A 16,136-nucleotide genomic window follows, 5' to 3' on the forward strand; every position below is an offset into this window, starting at 1 on the left:
AGTGTATTTATGATACAAGATTGATACAGGCCAAATAGGTTAACCGGGAAAAAAAATGAAAATTCGCGCGAATGAATTATTAATTATTTTCAGTTCAACCTTAATTATTAGTTACTTAGGTTTATCTTTTCGGTTACTTGACGACACATCCCTATTCTGGCCAGTAGATATTCTATTATTTTGCTTTCTCATCCGTTATCGCAGTCGAGATAAAAGCATAAAAAACAAATTATTGCATAGCGTTATTCTATGCATGGTTGGTTTATTGGGAATACTACTACCAGCTAGTTATCTTGAAAACAACCAATCCTTTTTTGAAAAATTAATTCATAGTGTGATCAGTTTGGTTTTTTTCATTACAGCGTGGATTACATTCGTCGTACTTTTAAAAACAAAGGGAAACACATACAGTAAATTAAGTAGAAGTTACATTTTCTTTATATTTACCTCAATTTTTACAGGATCTTTTTTTCAGCCATATCTTATGGATTATATTTATTTACCACAAACAGCGATGAAAATATTTTTATTCTTTCAAGAAAGTGGTTTAGCGAAGAGCTAAGTTCTGGTGTCATTTTCGTTTTCTTATTCCTAAAATCAATAAAAAACATAAAGAATGTTTTTTCGGCATCAAAATCTTCAATAAAAAAACCCTCATTTGTGTTTTATTACATCATAATTATTATTTGCATAGCGTCTTTAAATATCACATTAAGTGTATTAGCAATACTACCATTGATTTACCTTTCTTTGTCTTATTCATTTAACAAAATCATTCTCATTTGCTGTGTAACTGGCATCGCACTAAATTACATCTATATAAAAAGACTGATAGATGTTCATGAGGAGATAGAAAAATACTATCTTTTTGAATTATCTTATTTATTCCAAATCAATACTTCATTTATTATTATAAGCGTTATAATCGCATCTTCATTTATTAACAAAAACAAAAAAAACATAAGAAGAATAGAGTTAATCAGTAATCATGATGCACTAACTGGCATGTTAAATAGACGTTCACTCAATCAACACATGATGAATATCATTAATTCCATGCGGGGTGGGGATAATAGAATGATGTCTCTATTTGTTCTTGATATTGACCACTTTAAAAAAGTTAACGATACCTATGGACATACTGTAGGCGATAGTGTCATCAAAGAGTTTGCTACAACCCTTAAGCAATATACTCGACCTCAGGATTTACTATGTCGATGGGGAGGGGAAGAGTTTTTAATAATAATCCAGGGTCTCTCTGTCACTGAATGCTTAGAGATAGCCGAGAGAATTCGCTTTATTATAGAGAGCTCTTCATTAGCGATTTCAGATGGCCGCATAGTCCGATATACGACAAGTATAGGGGTGAGTTTTTTTCATCTGGAAAAAATTGAAGATTTTCATGATGCGTTTAAAGAAGCGGATAAATTGTTGTACCACGCAAAAGAACAGGGACGTAATCGCGTAAATTCGAGCGATGGTGTAAATTTGGTAAAAAAACCAATATCATGATATCTGCGCCCATTTAAAATACCTTTTATTAAAAGTGAAAATCTATATCATCGGAACGCTATCCAACAGATGAAAAATGAAAGCTCAAAGTAGAGATTCTGCTATGCAATCACCAAAGAAGTGGCTGATTCTGGCCATTGTTTCCAGCGCCCTATTCCTGATTGTTATCGACATGACGGTGCTGTACACCGCGCTCCCAACACTGACTCACGATTTGCACGCCTCCGCATCGGACAAGCTGTGGATCGTTAATATCTATGCGCTAGTCGCTTCTGGCTTGCTGCTGGGGATGGGGACCTTGGGTGATAAGCTGGGTCATAAACCTTTATTTATTGCTGGACTGATGGTCTTTGGTGCAGCGTCATTGTTTGCCGCTTATTCGCCCACACCCAGCATGCTTATTGCCGCTCGCGCGCTGCTAGCGGTCGGTGCGGCGATGATGATGCCCGCCACGCTCTCGATTATTCGTCTGACCTTCACTGATGAACGGGAACGCGCACTAGCGATTGGTATTTGGGCGGCTGTGGCATCCGGCGGCGCGGCGTTTGGCCCCGTCATGGGCGGAATACTGCTTGAGTACTTCTGGTGGGGATCGGTTTTCCTCATTAACGTACCAGTCGTGCTGCTTGCGCTTATCATGGGGATCACCGTGATTCCACATCGGCCGGGTAACGCCTCACACCGCTGGGACTTCATCGGCTCTCTATTAATTATGGTAGGTTTGATTGGTGTAACCTATGCCATAAAAGAGCTGGGCAAACGGGTGCCATCCTATGAGGACGCGCTGATCGCTCTGCTTATCGGCGTCGCGTTTATTACCCTATTCGTTCAGCGACAGCGTAACAGCAAGCATCCTTTAGTCGATTTCTCTCTCTTCCGTCTGCGGCCTTTCAGCGCTGCCGTGGCCGCAGCCATCGTAGCGGCAGCTGCACTGATCGGTATGGAGTTGGCTTTCACACAGCGGCTACAGCTAGTTGTCGGGCTGTCTCCGCTGCAGGCAGGATTGTTCATTTTACCGCTGTCGCTGGCATCCTTTATCTCCGGTCCGTTAACTGGAAAGATATTGCCAGGAGTGAATAGTGGGACGATGCTGGCCGCTGGTCTGTTGATTTCAGGTCTGGGGATGGGAAGCTATCTGCTGCTGCACAACGCCCCTATCATCATACAAGTTATCAGCCTGACGGTGATTGGTGCAGGTGTGGGTTCAACCATGACAGCCGCGTCGAGCACCATTATGCAGGTTGCCCCTGCTGAAAAAGCCGGTATGGCGGCGTCAATAGAAGAAGTGTCTTATGAATTAGGGGGCGCGACGGGTGTGACCCTGATGGGCAGCTTGCTGTCTTTCGCTTATTCCGCAACGTTTATGCTACCCGCTGGGTTTTCCGCACCGGACACCGCCTATGACAGCCTGGACGAGGCGTTGATCTTTGCTGAATCCTTACCGGAAAATATGCAGCGTATTCTCACCGCACAGGCACATTCCGCCTTTGATTCAGGGTTTTCTGCTGTGCTGGCAACCGCAACGCTGATCCTATTGATGACCTCCGCCTTTGTCTGGACAACGCGTCATAATAAACAGCAGCGTAATCAGGCCGCTGATGCATAGCACCACAGACGCATCTGGCTAAGGGCATAAAAAAACGCCGTTCAATAGCGAACGGCGTTGATGATTTGGCTACGCACTACAGGTTAACTACGTACTGTAACTTAGTAGGTTTCTTTACCGAACTGCAGTGAACGAGGCCCGTACAGCATACCGCGTGCATGACCCGCAGCCAGCAGGCGCGCGCTAGTCACACCCGCAACATCATGGCCTTTGTCGGAGATCGTGTCCGCAATTTGATTCACCGCAGCCTGCACCAGAATACCGATGATGCCACCGTTAGAGTTTGACTGCTGCTCGTTGCTGGAAGCCGTTGCACTTCCGCTCCACAGCAGTTTACCCGTACGCAGATCAACCAGACGCGCATCCGCAGAAACGCGAGTTTCACTATTAATCACGATGTACGACGTGCCGTACTCTTTCACATCCAGATATAACGCCGCATCAGCGCCAAAGATTTGGTGCAGCTTCGTCGTGCTCAGCGCATGGATATCCGACGCAGTAGACAGACCATTCTGTTTGAACGTTTCTTCCACTACCGCAACTGGCAATACGTAATAACCCGACTCGGCCAACGGATAGGTGACCTGTGAAAGCAGGCTATAGCTTGCTTTCACATCAGGAGAATGGTTAACCGGCGGCAATACCAGAATGGACTTAGGCTTGCTTTGCTTAAATGACGTGTAGTCATAAGGTACAGGTTTAGCACAACCCGTCAGCACAAGCGCAAAAACCAGACCACATAATCCTAAGAAACGATTCATTTAATATTCCCTTTATTTTTACTCAACAAGAAGTCCATAAAAGGTGCTGATTCAGGGAATTTCGCTTTTTCAGTTTCAAACTGTTGGCGAGCTTCACTATCACGGCCAGTGTTGGCGTACAGCAACCCAAGTTGAGCATAGAGTCCCGGTGGGACTGGTTTATTTGCGGCTTTCGCTTTTTCGATCGATTCATTCAGAGCAAGGATTTGTTGTTCTGGGCCGACTTTATCTTGTTGATAATAATCATAAAGCGCTGGCTGATAATTGTCCCAGCTGTAAATCGTTTTCGGCGCGGTCGCACAACCAGCCAGTACCGCTACTGCCAATAGCAGGGTAACTTTCTTATAAGATAACATTGTTATATTCCTATTCCATTAGTTCGCTGGGCGCCAGGCACCGCTTTCAATTCCTGCAACCAGATTATTGACGGCTTCACGAATAGCCAAATCCAGAACTTTACCGTTCAGCGTCGAGTCATAGCTGGCTGTGCCACCAAACCCGATAATTTCACGGTTAGACAACGCGTATTCGCCCGCACCTTGTACGGAATACACGACTTCAGATGTTTGCACGTTCACCACGTTCAACGTGGTTTTTGCGTAAGCAACCTGTGTTTTACCGCGGCCAAGGATGCCCCACAGCTGATGATCACCCACTTCTTTGCGACCAAACTCGGTCACATCACCGGTAACCACATAGCTCGCGCCTTTCAGCGTCTGCGTTTGTCCTTTAATACCCGCTTCCGCTTTCAGCTCTTCCATATTGGTGCGATCCAGCACATTAAAGCGGCCGCTCTGCTGGAGATGGCTAACAAGAATGGTCTTGGATTGATTACCTAAACGGTCAACACCATCAGAAAAAATACCGTTCATGTAGTTAGAGCGGTTTTCAAATTTTCCGATGGAAATCGGGCTGCGAACACCCTGATAAGGCGTACTATAAGAAGTGACTTTTTGCGCTTCTACGGTACGGGAAGACTCTGTAGCACATCCGCTTAATAGCGCAGCTGACATGAATACAGAACAAAGAACGACTTTTTTATTCATAACACTATCCCTTAGTGACAATCCATTAACCTGAGCAAAGCCCTGTCATTGATTCATAATGAAAATGCCGTGAAAACACCATTTAGCGGCAATACTGTTTTGCTGCATTTAAATGGCGTTCGATATTATGAGGGGCGTAAGGAAAAGTAACGAGTTATTTCATGAGGAAATTAACAAAAATAATTAAAAATCAGAATTTTTACCCGCGATAAAACACTGTAAACCGGATAAAAAACAAGGTTATATGCAACCATGCCATTACTTTCACATAACATTACAACCCACTGAAACGATTCAATAATTTTATTACTAGCCTGCGTCAGATTTAACATTAACCGACTTTTTACCTGCTCTATATCAAGGTCAACGTGTTATCCAGCTATTAGGATAAAGGCCACGATCGAGGGATCCAGGGCGGGAAAAGGTAATGAACCGATTTGTTATTGCCAGTACTCAAGACTGTATGGGGTGCCATGCATGTGAAATCGCCTGTGTGATTTCACACAATGACGAACAATATCCAGATAGCGGCACGGTGTTTCAGCCCAGAATCAAGGCGTTCAATACACCAACACTGCGGGCTGCCGTGACATGCCGCCACTGTGAAGATGCGCCTTGTGCCAACGTGTGTCCAACCCAAGCCTTGATCAGAAAAGACAATAGCATTCAGCTTGTTCAGGAAAAGTGCATCGGCTGCAAAAGCTGTGTACTGGCTTGCCCGTTCGGCGCGATGTCCATGGTGACAAACCCTATGGATAACAGCGCCATCGCCCATAAATGCGACCTCTGCGCCGATCGCCCCGGAGGGCAAGCGTGCGTAGAAGCCTGCCCAACTCAGGCATTGCAACTCGTCAGTGAACACACGTTAGCAGCACACCGTCAGGAGAAACAACAGGTGATGGCGCTGCGTTCCGCCGCTCACTGGCAGCGTGAAACACCCGTGCTGAAAACGTTGACCACCAATCCGCTCAACAAAAGAAAAAACTGGCCGCGCCGGGATGCGGAGAAAAAGCCACTGACGCAGAGAACGTCCACCTTTGATGAAATCTATCATGGCTTCTCAGTACAACAGACGGAAGATCAGGCTGACCGCTGCCTTTCCTGCGGCAAACGCGCAGTCTGCGAGTGGACTTGCCCGTTGCATAACAATATTCCCGAGCTGCTGAGTCTGGCGAAGCAGGGGCGTATTCTTGAAGCCGTAGAGTTATCGCACCAAACCAGCAGCCTGCCGGAAATCTGTGGCCGAGTATGTCCGCAGGATCGGCTATGTGAAGGCGCCTGTACGCTAGGTAAAGAGTACGGTGCCATTACCATCGGCAACGTTGAGCGCTACATTACCGATACCGCGATGGCCATGGGGTGGTCACCCGACATGACGCGTGTCGTTCCCAGCGGCAAACGCGTAGCGATCGTCGGTGCTGGCCCGGCAGGGTTAGCCTGTGCCGATGTGCTGGCACGCAACGGCGTGCAGGCCGTCGTGTTCGACCGCCACCCAGAAATTGGTGGATTGCTCACGTTCGGGATTCCGTCATTCAAGCTGGATAAAGACGTTTTGATTCATCGTCGTGAAGTGTTCAGCACCATGGGAATCGAGTTCCAGCTGAGTACCGAAGTGGGGAAAGATATTTCTCTGGCTCAGCTTCTGGACGACTATGACACCGTTTTCCTCGGCGTAGGCACCTACCGATCCATGAAGGCTAACATTGATAATGAAGATGCCCCCGGCGTCTTCGATGCGCTTCCCTTCCTCATCGCCAATACCAAACACGTTATGGGGCTACCTGAATTAGACGGCGAACCCTATATCTCGATGGCAGGAAAACGCGTCGTCGTACTCGGTGGTGGAGATACCGCGATGGACTGCCTGCGCACGTCCATCCGGCAAGGTGCAATATCCGTAACCTGCGCGTACCGCCGCGATGAAGCCAACATGCCAGGCTCGAAAAAAGAGGTTAAAAACTCCCGCGAAGAAGGCGTGGAGTTCATGTTTAACGTTCAGCCACAAAAAATCTGCCTCAATGAACAGGGCGAAGTGTGCGGCATCAGTCTGGTTCGCACTGAACTGGGCGAACCCGATGCCAGCGGCCGTCGCCGCCCACGTCCTATTCCTGACTCTGAATTCATTCAGCCTGCGGAAGCGGTGATAACCGCATTTGGCTTTCAATCACACAGTATGTCGTGGCTGGAAGACGCCGATGTTGGCCTGGATAACTGGGGATATATCACTGCTCCCCTTGATAATCAGATACCTTGCCAGACTAATCATCCGCGTATTTTTGCTGGTGGCGATGCCGTTCGCGGCGCCGATCTGGTGGTGACTGCTATTGCCGACGGGCGCAAAGCCGCATTGAGTATGATCGCGACGATGGGGCTGACCGCCGTCACGGGTACCATTCCCGCACATCCGCAGCGTCCCGAGATGAATGCAACCCGCGAGGAGCTACGCTCATGAATCAATTTGTTATTGCCGAAGCAGAAAAATGTATCGGTTGCCGGACCTGTGAGATCGCCTGCGCAGTAGCCCATAGCGGTGGCCAAAGTGCGCAACTGAAGCCTTCTCACTTCTTCCCCCGATTGAAGGTCGTCAAAAGCGCCAGCGTAAGCGTCCCCGTTCTTTGCCGCCAGTGTGAAAACGCCCCCTGCGCCAGCGTCTGTCCGAATGACGCGCTGGTGCGCGATCGAGATAGCATTCAGGTTATTCAATCTCGCTGCATCGGCTGCAAAAGCTGCGTCGTGGCCTGTCCCTTCGGTGCCATTAATGTGGTGACAAAAGCCTCGAACGACGAGGGGGAAGCGCACCTCACGCAAAGTGAGGTTCACAAATGTGATTTGTGCGTGGATGTGGCCCAGAGCCCTTCCTGCGTCAGCGTGTGCCCGACGTCGGCGCTACGATTGGTGACAGCAGATGAGTTACGCAAACAGACGCTGGAAAAACAGCGGCGTTCCGCACTGGGGTGGTCAAACCATTAAAGCAAGACTGGAATGTGGCGGACAGGGAAGGATCGCCACAAAAAGCACGATGCAGGAAATTCGTTGTGCCTAATTAATAATTATCGCCGATTTATCCATCGATTTTTCTTTAGATCACATATTAGTCTGATAATATGCATCGGTAATACCTGATAGGTTCCCATCTTTTATCACGATCACGGAGTGAACAATGACCTGCCATTTTGTCAGGTGGACAAGCACGGAAGCGCTTCCTGACTTACAAAGACTGCCCGATAAGCTCATCTCATCAACACAGAATTTTTCAGCCAAACGCCGCGAACGTTATCTGAAAAGTCGGGTGCTGCTGGCCGAGATGATGTTCTATTTTTTCGGCTATCCGCTGTTACCCACGCTACTGGAGTCCCCTGAAGGACGCCCTTATTTTGCCGATCCTAATATGCCCAATTTCAGCATCGGCTATGCAGGCAATACCATCGCCATCCTCCTGAGCGAAGAAGGAAGCGTAGGTATGGATATCGAAATCGTTCATGTCAGGCCAACGAATCAGGTCGTCCCACAGATGCAGGCGCAGACGCAGGCAGAACAGGCATGGATAGATGCTCAGCGCGATCCGCTGGAAGCGGCAACGCAGCTCTGTACCATCCGCCAATCACTGATGAAAATCCCTGGCGTAAACAGCCATCCTCCCAATCAGCTGAAACTCCATCCCGCCTCTGGCAGGCTGCGTTCAACCGGCACTCCCGCCGTAGAAGTGATGAGCGATGTTGATGATTATCTGGCATGGGCCTGTGCCCACATCCCCACACTCAATCGATTGATCATGTGGAAATACACGTCGGCATCGGGAATGAGAAAGTCGGGGGAAATCCTACAACAGCAGCGCCAGTCTGTACGCTATATGAAGTTAACCAGCCATACGATAGAAAAAGTCACCTCTACCGCGTCACAGTAGCCAGCCGCCTCGTCGCAGGCTGAGGCTCCGGGAAACCCCGGAGCCACGAACAAATTAATGCCCGTCGATAAACACAATTTTCAGCAGGAACAGCAGCGCAACCACAACCACGCAAGGGCTGATTTCACGCCAGCGACCCGTCGCCAACTTCATCACACAGTAAGAAATAAAGCCCAGCGCAATCCCTTCAGTAATTGAGAAGCTGAACGGCATCATCACAGCGGTAATAAAGGCCGGAACGGCTTCCGTCAAATCATCCCACTTCACACGCGCCAGACTGGACGTCATCAATACGCCCACGTAAATCAACGCACCAGCGGCGGCATAGGCAGGCACCATACCCGCCAGCGGTGACAGGAAGATCACCAACAGGAACAGCAGGCCGACGACCACAGCAGTCAGGCCTGTGCGTCCACCCACGGATACGCCAGAAGAGCTTTCAATATACGCCGTAACGGATGACGTCCCGATAAACGCACCTGCCACAGAGCTGATGCTATCAACATACAGCGCCTGCTTCATACGCGGGAACTTACCGCGAGCATCTACCAGACCCGCTTTATCCGTTACACCGATCAACGTACCGGAAGAGTCAAACAGGTTAACCAGCATGAAGGAGAAAATAATGCCAGACATGCCGAGGTTCAGCGCTCCCGCCAGATCAACCTGACCCACCACGGACGTTACGCTCGGCGGCATAGAGAACACACCGGAAAAGGTCACATCGCCCAGCAGCAGACCGATTGAGGTCGTCACGACAATGGAAATCAGTACTGCGGCGTGAATATTACGTGAAGCCAGCGCCACAATGATGAAAAAGCCCAAGGCACCCAACAGCACGCTGTGTGATGTCAGGTTACCAATCGTCACCAGTGTTTCAGGATTAGGAACGATAATACCGGCGTTTTTCAGGCCCATCATGGCAATGAACAGCCCGATACCGCTGGCAATCCCCAGACGCAGGCTAAGCGGGATATTGGCAATCATCCAATAGCGAATCTGGAAGATGGTCAGCAACAGGAAACCGATTGCGCCCCAGAAAATAGCACCCATCGCAACCTGCCATGGCAGACCCATCGCACCCACGACAACAAAAGCGAAAAATGCATTCAGCCCCATTGCTGGAGCCAGTGCTACAGGCAGGTTAGCCAGCAGCCCCATTAAAATACTGCCGAATGCCGCAATCAGACAGGTGGTCACAAAGACCGCTTTGGTATCCATCCCCGCCACGCCCAAAATCTGCGGGTTAACAAAAACGATGTAGACCATCGTCAAAAACGTCGTGAAACCGGCAATCGTTTCCGTACGTGCTGTCGTGCCGTGTTGTTTAAGTTTAAACACGCGCTCCAGCAGGCCCTGCTCGGTAGCAAGACCAGGTTGTGATTTATTCATTAGTACCAATCCAAAGAAGGGAATAACTGTCGTCGGGTATCCTATAACAAAACTATGCGTTTTTACGTTGATCCCACGTTTTTTTTCATCGAATAAGAAAAGTCTATTAACCTCATGGCTATTACGCCGAAATCCCTCGGTTGAAAGCCCTTAATTCTCTGCAATATTGTGGTGAAAATAGCTTTATATACTCTAAATAATTCGAGTTTCAGGACAAAAACGACAAGGCGTTTTTGAACAGCGCTTGCGCTGATCCCGAAGGGATGAGGCCTAAAGCCGAATAACGCGGCAAGAGAAGGAATCCCGATGAGCTTACTCAAGTAAGTGATTCGGGTGACTGAACGCTGCCAACGCACATGCAACTTGAAGTATGACGAGTATAGGTCGCAATATTGGGCCAATTGGTTAAAGTAAGAGTAATCACTTAATACTGATCACTTAAGTCCATTTTCAGGAGAAACACGTGGCGAGGTTCCCGCAGGGAGCCTCGCCACGTGTTTCTCGGTTCTTACATGGTCGGCATTAGGGTATTTGCTTTATTTCATCGATAAGGATTGGTCATGCCCCGTATTGAATGCGTCTTCTTCGACTGTGATGGCACGCTGGTGGATAGCGAAGTGCTGTGTTGTCAGGCTTATGTGAATATCTTCATCCCGTATGGGGTGAATTTATCGCTGGAGGAGGTGATAAAAACCTACAAGGGCGTGAAGCTGTACGAGATTATTGCCCGCATCAGCCAGCAGCATGGTTTAAACGTATCGGTAGAAGACGCGGAACGTCATTTCCGGCAGGAAGTGAAGCATCTGTTCGATGAATTCCTGCAACCTATTGAGGGTGCGCGTGAGTTAGTGCAGTCCATCACTGTCCCGATGGCGGTGGTTTCCAACGGCCCAGTCAGTAAGATGCAGCATTCGCTCGGCCTGACGCATATGCTCGATCTGTTTGGCGACCATCTCTATAGCGGTTACGATCTGAAGAAATGGAAGCCCGACCCAGCGGTGCTGTATCACGCCGCCGAGCAGTTACAGCTTCCTATTGAACACTGCATTCTGGTTGAAGATTCCGCCGCTGGCGTACAGGCAGGCATCGCTGCGGGCATTCCGGTGTTCTATTACTGCGCCGATCCCCACAATCAGCCGATCCATCACCCGCTGGTCACGATGTTCGACGATATGCGGGAATTGCCACAAATCTGGCGCGAAAAGGGCTGGAATATCACGGCGTAGTAGCAAAGGCTAACTTAAGGTTGCTGAAAAAGGTCGCCATTTTCGTTCTGCAAAATAGGTTTATGAACAATTAGCATCCTCAGGCTGGCTTATTTCGCCACCATAGCAGGCGGCGCTTTGGCTGTTTTTCCTGCTGGCTAAAACGTGCGTTAACTGCGTTCGCCAGCAGCTCCAGCGACAGGCAAAACACAAAGTAGACCAGTGCGACAAACAGGAAAACTTCCAGCGGATAAACCATGCTGCGATTATTGACCTGCGTCGCGAGAAACGTCAGCTCGCCGACCCCGACAATGTAAGCCAGTGAGGTATCTTTAATCAGGGAAATCCATTGGTTAATAAAGGAAGGCACCATCATCCGCAGCGCCTGCGGCAGCACGATCTGCCATAGTACCTGCCAGCGGCTTAACCCCAGCGATAGCCCAGCCTGCCACTGACCGCGCCCAATCGCGACAATGCCAGCCTTCACACCATGCGCCAGATACGCCGAGGCGATCAGCGCCAGCGCACAAACCACGGTGGTAATTTCAGGGATATCGACGCCAAAAACGATCGGTAGCAGGAAGTACGTCCAGAAAATCAACATGATGACGGGAATCGCTCGGAAGAACCCCAGCACCATCGCCAACAGTGCGCTCCACACGCCTCGAGACATCGCCAGCGCCACGCCCAAAATTGTACCCAATAGGGCAGACGCGACTCCCGCAAACAAACTCATCACCAGCGTCAGCGCTGCGCCACCCAGCGGACCATCGGGGAACGAGCCCCACATCAAATAATCGATGTTATCGGTGATAACAGTAAAATCCATCTCAATGCCTCTCCGCCAGACCGCGCTGCTGGCGCCACATACCCCAGCCTTCCATCACGGCAATAATCACGATGTACAACACCGTCGCCACGCCAAATGCCTGAAACGTACGCAAGGTTTCCGTCTCCACCTGACGCGACGCGTAAGACAACTCAGCGACGCCGATCGCCATCGTTAACGACGAGTTCTTGACGATATTCATGTACTGCCCAAGCAGCGGCGACAGAGCAATTTTTAGCGCCTGCGGTAGCACCACATAGCGCATGGATTGAAAGCCTGTTAACCCGAGAGCATGCGCAGCATATTTCTGCCCGCGCGCCACGCCGCGAATACCGGAACGGATCTCTTCCGCAATAAACGCGCTGGAGTAAAGCGTCAGCCCTACCAAACCCGCCAAAAACTCAAAAGAAGGCCAGGCTAACGTTGCCCCCAGCAGCGAAATGGAATGAGGAGTGTTCAGCCATTGCATCATCTCTGAAGGAAACAGTTGCCCAGCACCGAAATACCAGAAAAACAGCTGCACCAGCAGCGGTGTATTACGAAATAGCGAGCTATACGCCACCACAACGCCGCGCAGCACATGAATCTGGCTGTCTCGGGCCGCCGCCAGCAGAAAACCCAGCACCGTAGACAGAACGACCGTACCGAGGGAAATGCCCAGCGTGATCAGGAAACCATTCCACAGCCAGATGAGATATTGAGGAGCCAACAGCCACGACTCAAGCGATTGCAGCGCCGTATCCATACGTTTTATCTCTCTTTGTCATATACCCATAATACTTCAAGCTGCATGTGCGTTGGCTGCGTTCACTCACCCGAATCACTTACCTGAGTAAGTTCATCGGGATTCCCTCTCTTGCCGCCTTCCTGCAACTCGAATTATTTGGGGTATAAATAATATATACCCTAGATAAAAATGCCCTCTGCAATGCAGAGGGCTGGGATCATAGCACCGAAGGCGTCAGCTATCAGGATTTAGGTTGCTGATCCAGCGGGGCAAAGGTGAAGTCGCCACGCGGTTGGGATGATTTCGTGCTTGGCCCGAACCAGCGATCGTAGATCGTTTTCGCCTCGCCCTGCTTTTCCAGATTAATCAGCGTGTCGTTAATTTTCGCTGTCAGGCGCTCTTCGCCCTTCGGAATACCAACGCCCTGATACTCTTTGGTAATGCTGAACGGTGATATTTCGAATTCAGCCTTCTGTGCATCAGGCACGTTAGCCAACAGGCCAACCAGCTTGGCATCATCCTGCGTGATGGCTTGAACATTACCGTTACGCAGCGCGGCAAAAGCCAGCGGCGTATCGTCGTAGGAAATTACTTTGGCGGTTGGGTAATGCTCGCGCAGGGTAATTTCCTGCACGGTGCCTTTATCCGCGCCGATGCGCAGCGTTTTGATATCATCCGGCGTTTTCAGCACGCCTTTACGGGCGATGAATTTTTGTCCGGTTGCGAAATAAGGAATACTAAAGTTAACCTGCTTAGCGCGCTCATCGGTAATGGTGAAGTTCGCGGCAATCAGATCGACCTTCTGAGAGCTTAACAACGGAATACGGTTCGCGGGGTTGGTCGCGCGCAGTTCAACCTTCACGCCCAGTGCCTTACCAATCGCCTCGGCGATATCCACGTCATAACCCACCAGCTTTTTGCTCTGCGGATCGACATAGCCAAACGGCGGATTGCTGTCGAAGACGGCAATTTTCACCACGCCCGCCTTCTGAATATCATCCAGTTTATCTGCCTGTGCAGCACCAGAAACGGAAGCCAACCCAGCCAACAAAGTCACTGTCAAAATCTGCTTTTTCATTCCCTGCCCCTTAATTATTACTATATTAACAGCAGGCTATCAGCAGGGTGAAAACGCGGGAAATAACATAAAAAGCTATAATATAACCTTATGTTACTTCGGTATTCTGGCAGATTATCCTGACGATTCAGCGAGGCTTGTCAGCGTATGCTGACAGTATAAACCAGGTCATCATCCCCCCGATTAGCCCCCAAAACGCCGCGCCTATGCCCCACAACGTCAATCCAGAGGCAGTGATCAGGAAAGTCACCACCGCAGCATCGCGCTGTTTTTCATCGAGCAACGCGCGATACAGGCTCCCTGAAATCGTGCTGAGCAGTGCCAGACCGGCGATAGCGTGAATCAGCGGCAGCGGCAGTGCTGTAAAAAGTTGCCCGATAGATCCACCAAAAACGCCCGCAAGCAGATAAAACCCACCCGCCGCGATGGCAGCAAGATAACGTTTCTTCGGGTCGGGATGTACATCCGATCCCATGCATATAGCTGCAGTAATCGCGGCGATACACACGGAAAAACCGCCAAACGGCGTCAATATCAACGCGATTAATGCCGTAATAGTAATCAGCGGAGACACAGGAACCTGATAGCCAGCCGCTTTTAGCGTGGCAACGCCCGGTGCGTTCTGCGACGCCATGGTGACAATGAAAAACGGAATACCAACACCCAGCAGAGACGCCCACGAAAAATGCGGCGTAATAAATTCTGGTACGGCAAACACCAGCGGCGAATCAGAAACCACAATTTGCCCACGCAATAATGCCAGCAACAAGCCAGCGAGCAGCGTTAATACAATGGCAAAGCGAGGAATCAGGCGACGACTGAGCAAATAAGTCACGCACATTGCGAAGGCGAGCCAGAAATCCTGTTGCAGAGAGAGAAACGCATCCGCACCAAAACGCAGCAGAATCCCCGCCAGCATCGCGGCAGAAATAGCCTGCGGAATCACATTCATCAAGCGGGCAAATAGACCCGTGATCCCGCAGATAAAGATCAGCGCAGAAGCAAACAGGAATACGCCAATCGCCTCATTGAGCGACGTACCCGGCAGGCTGGTGACCAGCAGCGCCGCCCCCGGCGTTGACCACGCCGCCAGTATCGGCGCACGGTAATACAGCGACAGGCTAATGGAAGCCAGCCCTTGAGCAATCCCTAACATGGTTAACCAGCCGCCGATTTGTACCGCGCTGGCACCCGCCGCTTCCGCCGCCTGAAAAATAATGGCGGCCGAGCTGGTGTAACCCACCAGCACCGCAACAAAACCGGCGATGAGAGTCGAAAAAGTGACATCTTTTAGCGCAAATGACGCTGGCATGGTATAGCATCTCACTCTGATCGTGCGCTATAACGCACAGGAAGCGCTAACATAACAGCGTGCGCTATAACGCACAAGCGGGAGCCAGCATTGATGTCTGATGAACTAACCAGCCGCATTGGCAATACGTTGAAAACGTTAAGACAAGGGAAAGGCTGGAGCCTCACTCGGGCAGCAGAAGAAACAGGGGTGAGCAAAGCGATGCTGGGCCAGATCGAGCGTAGCGAATCTAGCCCGACGGTTGCTACCCTGTGGAAAATTGCGACCGGTATGAATGTCGCGTTCTCTACCTTTATTGAACCGACACTCGCGGATGAAGACGTGATGTATCGCTCAGGGACAGGTTCAGTATTCAGGGAAAACGAGGCGGGAATGCACGTTGTGCCACTCTTTCCCTTCGATGAAAAGCTGCGTTTCGATATGTTAGTTATTGAACTGGCTGCCGGTGCCAGCAGCACCTCATCACCGCACGAAAACAGGGTGATCGAGCATATTATTGTGCTGGAAGGCCAGTTGGAGATGACCGTTGATGGGCAGACGCACTTATTGTCCGCGGGTGATGCCCTGCGCTTTGCTGCTGATAGAGAACACCGCTATCACAACCCTACCGATACTACCGTGCGCTTCCACGACCTGATTCACTACCCTTAAAAAATTAACGCCCTGCAAGCAGGGCGTCAGGCCGTTGACAAACTTATTTCTCGAACGAAAACGGGTGTAACGGAATAGAAGAGTAAAGCGTTTGCGCCAGGGATGGCGCAAGC

15 protein-coding genes are annotated in these 16,136 nt (G+C 49.9%); 7 read left to right on the plus strand and 8 right to left on the minus strand.

Features of this window, described 5'->3' with window-relative positions; all coding sequences use genetic code 11:
• The first annotated feature begins 750 nt into the window (after positions 1-750).
• Positions 751-1,512 carry a GGDEF domain-containing protein gene (locus A0G03_RS21990; protein ID WP_223250591.1) on the plus strand — a complete coding sequence of 254 codons (762 nt, stop codon included), beginning with the start codon at positions 751-753 and terminating at the stop codon, positions 1,510-1,512.
• Positions 1,513-1,615: 103 nt separating this feature from the next.
• Positions 1,616-3,118 carry an MFS transporter gene (locus A0G03_RS12200; RefSeq protein WP_048263369.1) on the plus strand — a complete coding sequence of 501 codons (1,503 nt, stop codon included), beginning with the start codon at positions 1,616-1,618 and terminating at the stop codon, positions 3,116-3,118.
• Positions 3,119-3,219: 101 nt separating this feature from the next.
• Here the strand turns inward: A0G03_RS12200 and A0G03_RS12205 are convergent, their stop codons facing one another.
• Genes A0G03_RS12205 through A0G03_RS12215 form a run of 3 tightly spaced genes read right to left on the minus strand, consistent with a single transcriptional unit; the run spans position 3,220 to position 4,925 of the window.
• Entirely contained in the window at positions 3,220-3,879 is a 660-nt protein-coding gene (locus A0G03_RS12205) for a DUF799 domain-containing protein (protein WP_048263371.1), read from the minus strand.
• Complete coding sequence (locus tag A0G03_RS12210; protein WP_048263373.1) at positions 3,876-4,235, minus strand: DUF4810 domain-containing protein; 360 nt, start codon at positions 4,233-4,235, stop codon at positions 3,876-3,878. Before A0G03_RS12210 ends, A0G03_RS12205 begins: the two co-directional genes overlap by 4 nt.
• Before the next feature lie 18 nt (positions 4,236-4,253).
• The gene (locus tag A0G03_RS12215) at positions 4,254-4,925 is read right to left on the minus strand and encodes a CsgG/HfaB family protein (protein ID WP_048263376.1); all 672 of its coding nucleotides are present in this window, start codon (positions 4,923-4,925) and stop codon (positions 4,254-4,256) included.
• 427 nt (positions 4,926-5,352) lie between these two features.
• Here A0G03_RS12215 and aegA point away from each other — a divergent pair, with 427 nt between their 5' ends.
• The 3 genes from aegA to A0G03_RS12230 all read left to right on the plus strand — a co-directional run bounded on the left by aegA (position 5,353) and on the right by A0G03_RS12230 (position 8,829).
• Entirely contained in the window at positions 5,353-7,377 is a 2,025-nt protein-coding gene (gene aegA, locus A0G03_RS12220; RefSeq protein WP_048263379.1) for a formate-dependent uric acid utilization protein AegA, read from the plus strand.
• Positions 7,374-7,895 (plus strand): 4Fe-4S dicluster domain-containing protein, encoded by a 522-nt coding sequence (locus tag A0G03_RS12225; RefSeq protein WP_048263380.1) that lies wholly within the window; start codon positions 7,374-7,376, stop codon positions 7,893-7,895. Before aegA ends, A0G03_RS12225 begins: the two co-directional genes overlap by 4 nt.
• A 190-nt stretch (positions 7,896-8,085) precedes the next feature.
• Entirely contained in the window at positions 8,086-8,829 is a 744-nt protein-coding gene (locus tag A0G03_RS12230) for a 4'-phosphopantetheinyl transferase family protein (protein WP_048263384.1), read from the plus strand.
• A gap of 54 nt (positions 8,830-8,883) precedes the next feature.
• Here the strand turns inward: A0G03_RS12230 and A0G03_RS12235 are convergent, their stop codons facing one another.
• Positions 8,884-10,221 carry an NCS2 family permease gene (locus tag A0G03_RS12235; RefSeq protein ID WP_039294506.1) on the minus strand — a complete coding sequence of 446 codons (1,338 nt, stop codon included), beginning with the start codon at positions 10,219-10,221 and terminating at the stop codon, positions 8,884-8,886.
• A gap of 560 nt (positions 10,222-10,781) precedes the next feature.
• Here A0G03_RS12235 and yieH point away from each other — a divergent pair.
• Complete coding sequence (gene yieH / locus A0G03_RS12245; RefSeq protein ID WP_048263386.1) at positions 10,782-11,447, plus strand: 6-phosphogluconate phosphatase; 666 nt, start codon at positions 10,782-10,784, stop codon at positions 11,445-11,447.
• Positions 11,448-11,526: 79 nt separating this feature from the next.
• On the opposite strand, the gene A0G03_RS12250 is transcribed toward yieH, so the two are convergent.
• The 4 genes from A0G03_RS12250 to A0G03_RS12265 all read right to left on the minus strand — a co-directional run bounded on the left by A0G03_RS12250 (position 11,527) and on the right by A0G03_RS12265 (position 15,372).
• Positions 11,527-12,255: an amino acid ABC transporter permease gene (locus A0G03_RS12250; RefSeq protein WP_048263387.1), complete on the minus strand. Its 729-nt coding sequence runs from the start codon at positions 12,253-12,255 to the stop codon at positions 11,527-11,529.
• A gap of 1 nt (position 12,256) precedes the next feature.
• Entirely contained in the window at positions 12,257-13,000 is a 744-nt protein-coding gene (locus A0G03_RS12255) for an amino acid ABC transporter permease (protein WP_048263389.1), read from the minus strand.
• 223 nt (positions 13,001-13,223) lie between these two features.
• Positions 13,224-14,060 (minus strand): ABC transporter substrate-binding protein, encoded by an 837-nt coding sequence (locus tag A0G03_RS12260; RefSeq protein ID WP_048263391.1) that lies wholly within the window; start codon positions 14,058-14,060, stop codon positions 13,224-13,226.
• 127 nt (positions 14,061-14,187) lie between these two features.
• Positions 14,188-15,372: a benzoate/H(+) symporter BenE family transporter gene (locus A0G03_RS12265; protein WP_048263394.1), complete on the minus strand. Its 1,185-nt coding sequence runs from the start codon at positions 15,370-15,372 to the stop codon at positions 14,188-14,190.
• 93 nt (positions 15,373-15,465) lie between these two features.
• On the opposite strand from A0G03_RS12265, the gene A0G03_RS12270 reads away from it, so the two are divergent.
• Entirely contained in the window at positions 15,466-16,023 is a 558-nt protein-coding gene (locus tag A0G03_RS12270) for a helix-turn-helix domain-containing protein (protein WP_048263396.1), read from the plus strand.
• The last annotated feature ends 113 nt before the right edge of the window (positions 16,024-16,136 follow it).

The sequence above is a fragment of the Pectobacterium peruviense genome, from assembly GCF_002847345.1.
GTDB lineage: Bacteria > Pseudomonadota > Gammaproteobacteria > Enterobacterales > Enterobacteriaceae > Pectobacterium > Pectobacterium peruviense.